The organism is Parabacteroides sp. AF17-28, assembly GCF_003479205.1.
Lineage (GTDB): Bacteria > Bacteroidota > Bacteroidia > Bacteroidales > Tannerellaceae > Parabacteroides > Parabacteroides acidifaciens.
Map to the genome: position 1 here is coordinate 170172 of NZ_QUGV01000008.1, position 12171 is coordinate 182342.

The 12171-nt window shown below is 42.8% G+C and carries 6 protein-coding genes; 1 reads left to right on the plus strand and 5 read right to left on the minus strand.

All coding sequences use genetic code 11. From position 1 onward, the window contains the following. Positions 1-2 precede the first annotated feature (2 nt). The 4 genes from DWW90_RS07960 to DWW90_RS07975 all read right to left on the minus strand — a co-directional run bounded on the left by DWW90_RS07960 (position 3) and on the right by DWW90_RS07975 (position 8585). Entirely contained in the window at positions 3-1775 is a 1773-nt protein-coding gene (locus DWW90_RS07960; RefSeq protein ID WP_122344593.1) for a DUF6057 family protein, read from the minus strand. A 106-nt stretch (positions 1776-1881) separates the two neighbouring features. After that, a complete protein-coding gene (locus DWW90_RS07965) occupies positions 1882-3603 on the minus strand; it encodes a RagB/SusD family nutrient uptake outer membrane protein (protein WP_122344594.1) in 1722 nt (573 codons plus the stop codon). A gap of 14 nt (positions 3604-3617) precedes the next feature. Next, entirely contained in the window at positions 3618-6662 is a 3045-nt protein-coding gene (locus DWW90_RS07970) for a SusC/RagA family TonB-linked outer membrane protein (RefSeq protein ID WP_122344595.1), read from the minus strand. Between the two features lie 1215 nt (positions 6663-7877). After that, complete coding sequence (locus DWW90_RS07975; protein ID WP_122344596.1) at positions 7878-8585, minus strand: pirin family protein; 708 nt, start codon at positions 8583-8585, stop codon at positions 7878-7880. A 219-nt stretch (positions 8586-8804) separates the two neighbouring features. On the opposite strand from DWW90_RS07975, the gene DWW90_RS07980 reads away from it, so the two are divergent. Next, complete coding sequence (locus tag DWW90_RS07980; protein ID WP_115501265.1) at positions 8805-10298, plus strand: IMP dehydrogenase; 1494 nt, start codon at positions 8805-8807, stop codon at positions 10296-10298. 110 nt (positions 10299-10408) lie between these two features. Here the strand turns inward: DWW90_RS07980 and DWW90_RS07985 are convergent, their stop codons facing one another. Next, positions 10409-12160 carry a RagB/SusD family nutrient uptake outer membrane protein gene (locus DWW90_RS07985; RefSeq protein WP_122344597.1) on the minus strand — a complete coding sequence of 584 codons (1752 nt, stop codon included), beginning with the start codon at positions 12158-12160 and terminating at the stop codon, positions 10409-10411. Between the last annotated feature and the right edge of the window lie 11 nt (positions 12161-12171).

Below are 12171 nucleotides of genomic sequence, written 5' to 3' on the forward strand. Positions count from 1 at the left end.
TGCTATCCATTCAATTTTTTACAATAATAATAGAACCAGAAAGTATCCCCATATTGCTGATAAAGCCAGGCGAACCCGTCGCTACTATTTTTGATCTTCAAAATATCTTTCTGGAATTGTTTATATCGCTGTAAGATTTCAGTGCGAACCGGTACGGTATCGAGAATGGAAACATCTTCTACAGCCAAAACTAAAGCAGCCTCCTGAAAATGGACAGGAAGAGATTGCCCCTCCGGAAGTTGTCCTGTACGTAACAAAAACGTTTTGAACTTCTCCATCTCCTTTGCCAACAAATAAGAACAACCTAAATACTCCCATGCAATCCGGTTTGTGCCAGATTCCTCAATATGTCCCATCCAAAGACTGTCGAGTTCAATCAGGCAAAGCAAATTATCCGGCCGGGATGAAGACAGAGTTTTTGCCGAAAGTTCTTTATCCTGCTTTATTCTTTCAGGGTGGTAAACATAATCCTCATATATTTCCGCCCACCGGCGATAATGGGGTAACCGGGCGAGTATATCCAAATATTTATTTGCCAGATCAAAATCATTCCGTATCAGGCTGATTTTCACCAATCGCTGAAGCATACGAGGACTCCCGCCCCGTTTAGCAAGCGTCAGGCCCTCCATTGCATATCCTTCGGAAAGGCTGATATCGCCGATCATATAATGAATATCGCTTAACAGGCAGCTCATATAGTAAGTCCTGTTCCAGGAAGCCAAAAGACTTAGCGGGCCTCTCTGGTCATAATGAAACAGCTCATTCCCTAAACGACCTTTTTGCGCCAATGCCATATTCAGATAATTAAGGCTAATATAATTTCTTACTTTTTTCCCCTGATGCATTTGAATGATCGCATCCCAATTTCCTTTCTGCTGCAGGTCGGACAATTTATCCATCAACATATTTTGCACATCATATTGATTCGGTAAACAGAAAGAGGAAAAAAAGAAAAGGACAACAACCGTACAACCAGTCACAATTACCTTCTGAAAAATTTTATTCCAAGGCAGATATTTCATACCCGTTCCAATCAAAAGAAGAATAAAAAGAAGAAGTGTAAAACGTATCCATACAAAATAGATATAAGAATCCGGCTGCATCTGCACCTCCTGGTAGTGCTCCGAATAAATACCGTCTGTCAACGGAATACAGATAGCCAAGCGAATACCGGCATAAGTCAAAGCTACCCCGGCCAATAAGGCAACAAACAAATGGTACCATTTCTCCCGTCCGCATAAATAACTCAAAACAACCAATAGGATTCCATAAAGCGCCGCCAACTGCCCGGCCAACAAATAAAGCGCCACAGTGCTGCCTATTCCATACCAAAATCGCGTCCTCACCTTCCGGACACGTACAAAAACATACAATAATAGCATCATCAGACAGAGCCCGATCGTCCCGTCCAACACGTATTCGGAACGAATATGAACCCTCATCAATCCGAAAACCGGAACTAAAGCTAAAAATAAGTTATAAACACGTGGTGCTATTTCCTGCAGGAGTGAATAACTAAGAAAACCGATAGTACAAAGTAAGAAGCTATTAATAATCAAAGCCACTGACAAATCAGGATAATATTGCACAATTGCCTGCCCTAAAACCGTACAAAAACCACCTGGCTCACGTAGCATCTCCCAAATGATTTGACATTCAGGAAAAAACAATTGCACTTCTTCCTGCCGCCCATAGAAATAAGGATTAAAAGAGCAGAAGAAAAAGTAAATCCCGGTAAAGACAAACAACCAGAAAGCAAGTGTTTTCCATTTCATATAGCAACATTATTTCAGATTGAAAATAAAAGAAGAGAGGATGCCGCTTATCCGCAGCCATTCCTCTCCCTTTCAGAGATCTAAAGAACTGATCGTTATTTATGTCTTATTTGCTACCATAACCCGGATTCTGTTCCAACAGGTTATTAGCGCCGATCAAACTGTAATGGATCGGGAAACGGTTGAAGTTCGGATTGTTAGTCGCCTTATGATCCCACCAGTCTTCCGTCACATAGGCATCCCAGCGGATCAAGTCCGTACGGCGGCGTCCTTCAGCTAAAAACTCCAATTGCCATTCATCCAGCATACGGTATTTATCCAGATTGGCAGCAGTCACCGGATCCGGATCGACTCCGTCTTCAAAATAACGTTTACGAACCGTATTGATCAGATCGGCTGCTCCCTGCTTGTCACCGGCACGCATTTTACATTCTGCCAACATATAGTAGATTTCAGCCAAACGGATAACAGGACAATCCGGATCACCTTTACGCTTAAACTCATCCTGATTAGGACGCGGGCTGCGTTTCGTCACACGTACACAAGAGTTTTCTTCAGCAGTAGCAATCGTGGAAGGCAAGGAAGCCAGATCCGGATACTGCGGATCTTTTCCCACTTTGGCAAAATAAGCTACCTGGTCGACCACCGTGATGACCTCACCGGCATACTCACGCGTACCTGTACAAACCCATTCAGGATTCAACGGATTCACCAATTTGCCAACGATAAACATTCCACGATATTTGCCGTTGCCTTCATATACATACGGTTGTTTCCGGATATCTTTATCATTGAATTTGGCATAAGCCCCACCCAACTTATACGGATAACGCTTGCCGGTCGGGTCCAAACTCGGAGTCAAACCGATACCATTATCTGAACCGGAACCTTCCAGACCACCTAAATAATTCTTATAATTGTAAGGAACCTGCCAGCCCCAATACATAGCATCTGTCTCGGTCTTTGCATTCTGGCTTGGTACAGACCAGATTATTTCCGGGCATCTCTCATTGTCGAACCCGAAAATATTGGTCCAATCCGATTCCAAAGCATACTGGCCGTATTTACCGTCAATGATATCCTGGCAAATCTGGGCCGCTTCCGTAAACATCTCCTTACCGATATAAGACTTGGCATTGAAATACAAACGGGCTTGCAAAGCCGCCCCGGCTGCACGGTTGATCGAACCGGTTTCCATTCCACCCAATTCTTCTTTGATCGGGAGATTCGGAACGGCAACTTTCAACAAGGAATCGATGAAGTTAAAAGTCTCGACATCCGTCGAACGTCCTTTCACCTCACTCTGGGTCGTCGTGTACAAAGGCACTCCACCGAAGAAATCCAAGCCGTCTATATAGAACGAGGCAGCCAACGTACGCTGCTGGTTCAACATGGATTCGCGTGTACCTTCAGGAAAACCCAAAGCATCGAAATCGACATTTTCCAGATCTTCCAACGCATCCCAAGACAAAGCGACACCCATCGCGAAGTTGGTCCAGCCTGTTTCTATGCGTGTCATATCTTCCGTATATTCATGATGGTGGAACTTCTGATAGTTCGCCCCGTCATACCAGTCGCTACCGCGTGTCGGCAGGCAATATTCATCCGTTCCCAACTCTTGCAACGCCCAACGGGGATTATCATGGGCAATATACCAACGCCAGTGTGTAAACGGACGGTTGAAACGCTGCCATACGGCATCTTGAGAACTATAGAATGTTTCCGGAACCACCTGCGAATAAAACTCAGGATCAACGCTACAAGAAGTAGTGTACAGCAGACAGATCACTCCGGCTAAAAACAATTGGAATATATTTTTCTTTTTCATCTTACAATCTTGTATTAGAAGTTAAACTGCATACCTAATGTCCAAGTACGGGTAACCGGATAGAAGCGTTCTGTATCCCAGAATTTTTCCGTACCCTGATCCCAACCTGTAATATTGACTTCCGGATTCATACCGCTATAACCCGTAATCGTACATACGTTTCCAACCGTACCGTAGATACGAATACGATCGATCAAATTATTCGTATATTTCTTCATCGGGAGTGTATAGCCCAAAGTAATGGCATCGATCTTCAGGAATGTACCATCTTCCAAGTAGTAGTCGCAAACCTGCTTTTCACCCTTGATATGGTTGAACTTGCCATAAGCGTCTTTCAACACATTCAGGTTGCCTTGTCCCTGGATACCATAATACATATTAATAGTATTATACACGTCGAAATCAATCCAGCTACGCAGGTTAATACCTAAATCAAAATTCTTATACGTCAACGTATGGCTCCATCCGATAACCAATTTCGGAGTATAGTTGCCAATATACTGTTTATCGTTTTCCGTTTTCTGGGCAGCCGGGATCACTTCGCCATCCTTGTTATACAGCAGAAAACCGCCATCATCGTCGAATCCGGCAAACTTCCAAATATAGAATGAACCGATTGTCGAGCCGGCTTCCATACGAGCGGCATCGCCCGGAGTACCCGGAGCTACGAAACCGTTGCCGTTATGATACGAGTTATCGCCTTCCAAAGTCAGGATTTTTCCGGTATTGTGGCTCAAGTTGAGATTGGAAGACCAAGTGAAATCTTTCGTACGGATAATGTTGCCACCGACTTCAAATTCCCAACCTTTACTTTCCATGCTACCGATATTCTGCATCTGGCTACCTTGTGTATAAGGAGGCTGCGGGACTTTTACGCTGAACAGCAAGTTCTCCACCTTACGGCGATAGTAGTCGAACTTTCCATACAGACGACCGTTAAAGAAAGAGTAATCGACACCCAGGTTCCATTCTTTCTTTTCTTCCCATCCTAAATTCGGATTGACATTTTGCGACTTTCCATACGAATAAGCCCACGTGCCGTTCGGCATCATCCAGTTCGTATCCGAGCCTAACATATTAGCCATATAAGTCGCACTAAAGTCGTTATTACCAGTCACACCATAACCAAAACGAACCTTCAAGTCATCCAGCCAAGTAAAGTCTTTCATAAATTCTTCGTTCGAAATACGCCAACCTGCCGTTGCAGACCAGAAGTTTGCCCACCGGTTGTCTGCAGCAAACTTAGAAGAACCCTCATGTCGGATAGAGGCGGAAAGCATATATTTATCCTGATAAGAATAATTGGCACGGGCAAATAAAGAGAACAAACGTTCCGTTACCGATTTGCTGGAACTCATTCCGGCCTTTCCATCAGACAGATAGCTACCCTGGCCCATATCCCAATACTTGATACCATCGACTGAGAAATTATAGTTATCCATACCAAAACTTTCTCCATTTTTCTCAAAATAAGAATAACCGGCTGTCGCATTCAGGTTATGCCCTCCTCTAAAGTCTTTTACATAAGAGAAATATCCTTCCGAAGTCAGATTTTCTGTCTTGCTGAAACCCAAATAGCCATGCCCCTTACGGGAGTTGTCTATCTCGCTACGATGTGTTCTGGGCCAATATTTGTGTTCTTCCCATTGGCGGTTTTCATAGCCGACAATCTGTTGATAGTTCAAACCCGGAATAGGTTTGATATTCAATTTCAGGTTTACTTCCGGCTTGAACCATTTATCCAATCCATAAAAATCTTCCAGCATAACATCCGCCACTACATTATAGTCCAACGATTCGTTGTTCCACACATTATAACCGGTCTCGCTTTCCGGGTCGTACGGCGAACGGGTCGGATTGTTACGCATGGCCTGCTGGAAATTCGGGAAGTGGTTGTTACGGGCAGCCTGGCGATAGTCCACAGCCGGACGAACTTCCAACCAGTCGTCTAACAGTTTGAAAGATGCATTCACACGTCCGCCATAATCCTGGCGTTCGTCCTGCAAAGCGATACCCTGATTCTTTTCATAAAAGAAAGAGGTATAAACCTGTGCTTTTTCCGTACCCATTTCCAATGCCAAATGGTGTTTTTGCGAGAAATTATCCTTATTGATCATCTCGTCCCACCAGTTTGTGTCCGAACCGTAATCCGTACCGATATTATGTTCGGCATATTCACGCCCGGACAACATTTCGGGAGCATTGTAGTTTTGTTTTTTCGTAAACTCATTACTATATGTGAGTTTCACTTTTCCATTTGTGTCCGAACCGCTCTTGGTAGTGATCAAAATCACACCGGCAGCCGCACGAGTACCGTAAATAGCACCGGCAGAGCCGTCTTTCAGAACATCAATAGACTTGATATCATCCTGTGTCAGCGAACGAATATCACCACCCGGGAAACCGTCAATCACGATAAGAGGTGATTTTCCAGAGTTGATAGAAGTCATACCACGTAACTGGAAAGTTGTTCCGGCATTAGCACTACCTAAATTATACATCACCAAACCGCCGATCTTACCTTGCAGGGAAGCCGAAATATCGGCGCCACTGACACCAACCATCAGATCGTCTGCCTTCAAAGAAGTGATAGCGCTGGTTACCTGTTTTTTATCCAAAGAGCCATAACCGATTACGACTACTTCTTCAAGTGTTTTAGCATCTTCAACCAATTTCACATTGATTGTCGAGAGACTGCCGACTTTTACTTCCTGAGTGATATATCCGATATAAGAAATCACTAAGGTCGCGTTGTTAGGAACATTTTGCAAGATGACCTTTCCGTCTACATCTGAGATGTTTCCGTTTGTCGTTCCTTTCACTACAACATTGGCACCCACAACAGGCCCCATCTCGTCCTGAACCATAATAGTAACAGTTTTTCCTACCTGATCAGGCGCTACATTTTCGATTCGATTTGAAGTTAACAATTCAACATTTTCACCCGCTGCAAAGACTCCTGTAGTCAAGCAAAAGAGTAGTCCGCAAGTGATTTTCGTTACTCGAGATATTGAACCATTCCATCCTGAGGGAAGGTCACAATTCTGTTTTTGTTGCATTTTTCGTATTATTATAAAAAGGTTAATAATAAATAGATTTAAAATCCAAAGCTTCATCAGCTCATTGTAGAGGAATCAACCTCTTGATAAGTTTTTTACACATTCATCTCATAGGCCTATCGTTTTTTAGAATTTTACACGCATTTTCATATAATATACTTAACCAAAAGTTACCATAGTCTTTACAGAACTAAGTCGGCTTATTCTCTCTTTTAGACCCATTTATTGAAGCTGATTTTTATAATAAGGCTTTTTTAGGTAAAGAAATTATTCGTACCCGCATAAATAGTTACATTGTAACGTGTTAACTTCTATCTCTTGACGTTTTCTCGGACAGCCTTGTTTAATTTTAGAAGAACAGGCTTCTTTATTTAAATATTTTACTTAATTTTGTAGCGGATAGAAAATGCTTCTTCCAAGAAGCGGTTCAAGGAAAGATATTGAGGGGGTACTTTTAATATTTTTCTTATAGTTGTGTACGATAAATCAATAAAATAACCATAGTTCTGTAAAGACTGCGGTAGCTCAAAACTTATCTAATACCACACCCTCACTTTATCCAACATTTTATTTCTTTTCATTTTTTTAGACTAACGCATCAATACTCCAAGCCCGTATCAATGCCCATGGAAATTGGATTGCATGCCCATGAAATTTTAGATGGATGGGCATGGATACTTTTTTCAATATTCAAGGACTTATTGTATAAAACGTATTTTTCAGACCAAAAAGAGCCCCTAATTCAAACAAATGTTAATCCGTTTTTTTGACCTCAAAAAGGGACTTTTTCCTCTTTTTTGAGTGTTTCCAGCCATTACGACCGTCCTCTTCGCCATTACGACCGTGCTAATGTATAGTGCACTCGGCACCTCGCGAAGATTAGCACGGTCGTAATGGCGATTTGGACGGTCGTAATTGAAAAGAAGACCGTTGTAAGGGCAAAAAAGCACCTGAATTTCCTTGGGATATTTGGAGCGCCGTCCGTTTTATTTTCAAATATTCGATTCTCCGGGAGTTAAGGTTTATCACTTTGTTGGTGTTTCCGCCTTTCGGCAATCAAATTGTAGGCTTTTCAGAATGGTCTCGGCACCTCATTTCGTCCGATGTCAGCCGTAAAGGTAAAAACCGCAAAAAAAGTCAATCCAAAATGGATCGACTTTTCGGATGAAATAGAAAAATAGCAAAAACAGGGGGTTATTGTAAAATACATAACCATTATTCCATCGGCACTTCCATTAAAAGGACCGTTGCATGTTTCAATACCTCTATCACAATACTGTCGGTTTCCCAGAAGCCGGCGCCGTCACGCTTGGAAAGGACTGTATTGGCAACTTCCACCTCACCTTCGATCACAAACAGATAGACTCCGTTTTTCTTATTGTGCAGTTTGTATTCCTTCACTATTCCGGCATCCAATGTTCCCATCGAGAACCAGGCATCCTGGTTAATGGAAGCCGGAGCAGAACCGTCCGGGGCAATCATCAAACCCAACTCGTTCTTTTTCAGAACAGAGCGGACATCATAACTTTTATAATGGGGTTTCGTATTTTCTTCACGCGGGAACACCCATATCTGAAGAAACTCCAGTTGTTCTTCTCCACTGTCGTTAAACTCGCTGTGGAGAATCCCCGTACCGGCACTCATGACCTGTATATCGCCCGGAGTAATCACTTCGCTGTTCTGAATACTGTCGCCATGACGCAGATAGCCTTTCAACGGGATGGAGATTACTTCCATATTCTTATGCGGATGCGTATCGAATCCTTCTCCCGGAGCAACCGAATCGTCATTTAAAACACGAAGCATACCAAAATGAACCCTTTTCGGATTATAGTAATTGGCAAAACTGAAAGAATGATGAGTCTTTAACCAGCCATGATTTGCGTACCCGCGAGTATTGGCTTTATCCACTATTGTTTTCATAAAAAATCCTCCTATGTTAATTACGTTTATATAACAATCCTGTCTGCCGAAAAGTTTCTAAAACAGACAGCCCCCGATAGACGGAATTTCTTAGCTTATCGCACATAAAGCACGGAAAATAGGAAAAAACAGAATTTTCTTTTATTCAGACAATACAGGATACAAGAGAATTGAGTACTTTTGTACCCTAATAAAATTCATCCAGTAAATATAAACACTATGGCAGTTTACTTAAACGATGTATCGAGAACCTTTGGTGAATACTTACTTATTCCCGGTTTAACCACCAAACAATGCGTGCCGACCAATGTTTCACTGAAAACCCCGCTTGTGAAACATAAAGTAGGTGAAAAGCCAGCGATCGAATTAAACATTCCTTTCGTTTCAGCGATCATGCAATCTGTTTCCGGTCCCAAGCTGGCCATCGAGCTGGCTCGTAACGGAGGGTTATCTTTTATCTTCGGTTCGCAGCCTATCGCCAGTCAGGCAGATATGGTTCGGAAAGTTAAGAAGTTCAAGGCAGGATTCGTCATCAGCGATTCCAATCTGACTCCGGAAAACACGTTGGCAGATGTTATCGCTCTGGTACAACGTACCGAACATTCAACTATCGGTGTGACGGACGACGGTACTCCTAACGGTAAATTGCTGGGATTGGTGACCAGCCGTGACTATCGCGCAGAAAAAGATCCTCTTGACAGAAAGGTAAAAGATTTTATGACTCCGTTCTCCAAGCTGATCGTCGGCGATCTGGGTATCACGTTAAGTGAAGCCAATCAGATTATCTGGGATCACAAACTGAATACGTTACCGATCATCGACAAGGACCAGAAACTACAATATTTCGTTTTCCGCAAGGACTATGACAACCATCGTGACAATCCGAAAGAATTGTCCGGCAGCGATAAAAAGCTATTGGTTGGTGCCGGTATCAATTCACGCGATTATATGGAACGTGTTCCTGCTCTGGTTGAAGCGGGCGTCGATGTACTTTGTATCGATTCTTCCGACGGTTATTCCGAATGGCAACAAGAGACATTACAATGGATCAAGAAAACATATGGCGACAAGGTTCTGGTCGGAGCCGGAAATGTTGTCGACAAGGAAGGTTTCGACTATCTGGTGGAAGCCGGTGCCGATTTCATCAAAGTAGGTATCGGTGGCGGTTCAATCTGTATCACCCGTGAACAGAAAGGTATCGGACGCGGACAGGCTACCGCTCTGATCGACGTTGCACAGGCTCGCGACGAATATATGGAGAAAACAGGTATTTATGTGCCCATCTGTAGTGACGGTGGTTTGGTGCATGATTATCACATGGTACTTGCCTTGGCAATGGGAGCGGATTTCCTGATGATGGGACGCTATTTTGCCCGTTTCGACGAATCGCCGACGAAGAAGATGAAAATCGGAAACAACTTCGTAAAAGAATACTGGGGCGAAGGTTCCAACCGTGCCAAGAACTGGCAGCGTTACGACATGGGCGGCAGCGAGGCGCTTAAGTTCGAAGAGGGCGTCGACAGCTATGTTCCGTATGCCGGTAAAATGAAGGACAACCTCAACCTCACATTAGGCAAAATGATTGCAACGATGTGCAGTTGCGGTGCGATCACGGTTCCCGAATTGCAGAAGAACGCCAAGATCACATTGGTTTCATCAACCAGTATTGTGGAAGGTGGCGCGCATGATGTGATATTGAAGGAGCAGAACTAAAAACATTTATAGCGAATCAAAAAAAGAGCATCCGGAGAGTTCCGGATGCTCTTTTTTTGTGTGTACGGACAGTTGGTAAAAAATATCCAACTGTCGGCTCTCAACATTTATCAATTATAACCCGGATTTTGTGTAAGCGTACCACCGGTAGCGTCTATTTCCGTTTGGGGAATCGGCCACAAAATATTATGATCTTTCACATTCATTCCGGGAGCTTGCGGATTATCATTGTATTTGCGTAGACATTCAAGGAATTTACCCGTACGGCGCAAAACCACGTCACGCATCTCTTCCGTATAAAGTTCACGGATTCGTTCATCCAACAAATAGTCAATCGAGACATCACTTGTAGCAACCGGTTTTGCGTGCGCACGTGAACGAACGACGTTGATATCGTCAGCCGCTTTTTGCATTTCACCCAGCTGGATATAAGCTTCAGCCCGGTTCAAATAGGTTTCTGCCAACCGCATAAAGTAACAATCTTTCCATGTATATCCTCCACCACTACGGAGAGGTTCTGCTTGGATATGACAAGGATCGCCAACCTTTCCGATCCAATAAGGATATATAAAATTACAAGTATCCTTCATCGGATTACGACCATTTGTTTCATAGCTACCCCACAAAGAGAAATCTATGACTTGTCCATTATAAGGTGATTCGGGATTTTGGAAATAATAAGTACGTTTAATATTATGAGGTGCATTTCGAATATCATTATCCCAATCTGAAGCCCAAACTTCATGAGTCACATGATATGTCGGACGTGACCAAGAAACCGGACGGCTCAACGTATCACTATACCCTGTATATTTACCATCAATAAATTCACCCAATATACAAGCGTATCCGGCTGGGTCATTCCCCAAAGAATAATAACGAGGGCCATGACGACGAGGACCGTTATTTTGTCCTCCACCACCCGATACATTTGACCCCTGAGGACCATTGCCTGTTCCTCCTCCACCCGACAGGTTAGCAGCAAACTGAGCTACCCATATCGCCTCTTTATTCTCACTCAGATTTTGATTACCATACGCAAACAAATCCAAGAATACATCACCAGTTTTAAAGACATCAGTTGTCGCCCCGAAACGCTCAGTCATCAATCGATAACCAAAATCATCAATCACATGTGTAGCTGCTTCAACTGCTTCTTTATATTTACTCTCTTGTAAATAGACCTCTGACAACAAATGGTAGGCAGCACCCTTTGTAACACGTCCTTTTTCTTCTTCCTTACCAGGATCCGGTAAATGTTGAGTAGCAAAAAGTAAATCACTCTCCACTTGAGCGTACACATCTTTTAATGGTGTACGAACAAATTCAGTTTTAGGAACAGTCACCGCATCAACCAACAGAGGGACATCTCCATAAAAAGAAGTAAGTAAACGATAAGCATACGCACGGAAAAACAAAACTTCTCCTTTATATAATGCTCGCTGTTCAGGACTATCCCAACCTGTCGTTTCTTCCCCATCAATATAAAGTAACAACTCATTAGAACGACTGATCAGAATGTACATATTCTGCCACAATTTATAAAACAAATTATTGGAAGGGGTCAATACTTCATACGTTACTCCTCCTGGATTTTCCCCATTGTAACTGACATCAGCCATTGAACTGTAAAAATAGACAATAGCATCATCTCCATAATACAACACGTCACGCAAATAACTATGAAGTCCATTAATTCCTAATTTAATACCCGATGCTTCCGAATAGGCATTTTCCGAAGATAAGAAGTCTAACGGTTTCTCTTCCAAAAAGTCATCATTACACCCGAACAAGCCTCCCAAAAAGAACGCTACTGCTATTAATTTAGAAAAGATCGTATTTGATATAAAATTGTATTTCATAATTCCATCTA

Coding starts and splice junctions, on each gene's coding strand:
- DWW90_RS07960 (WP_122344593.1), bottom strand. CDS start 1,775: ATGAAATGGAAAACACTTGCTTTCTGGTTGTTTGTCTTTACCGGGATT.
- DWW90_RS07965 (WP_122344594.1), bottom strand. CDS start 3,603: ATGAAAAAGAAAAATATATTCCAATTGTTTTTAGCCGGAGTGATCTGT.
- DWW90_RS07970 (WP_122344595.1), bottom strand. CDS start 6,662: ATGCAACAAAAACAGAATTGTGACCTTCCCTCAGGATGGAATGGTTCA.
- DWW90_RS07975 (WP_122344596.1), bottom strand. CDS start 8,585: ATGAAAACAATAGTGGATAAAGCCAATACTCGCGGGTACGCAAATCAT.
- DWW90_RS07980 (WP_115501265.1), top strand. CDS start 8,805: ATGGCAGTTTACTTAAACGATGTATCGAGAACCTTTGGTGAATACTTA.
- DWW90_RS07985 (WP_122344597.1), bottom strand. CDS start 12,160: ATGAAATACAATTTTATATCAAATACGATCTTTTCTAAATTAATAGCA.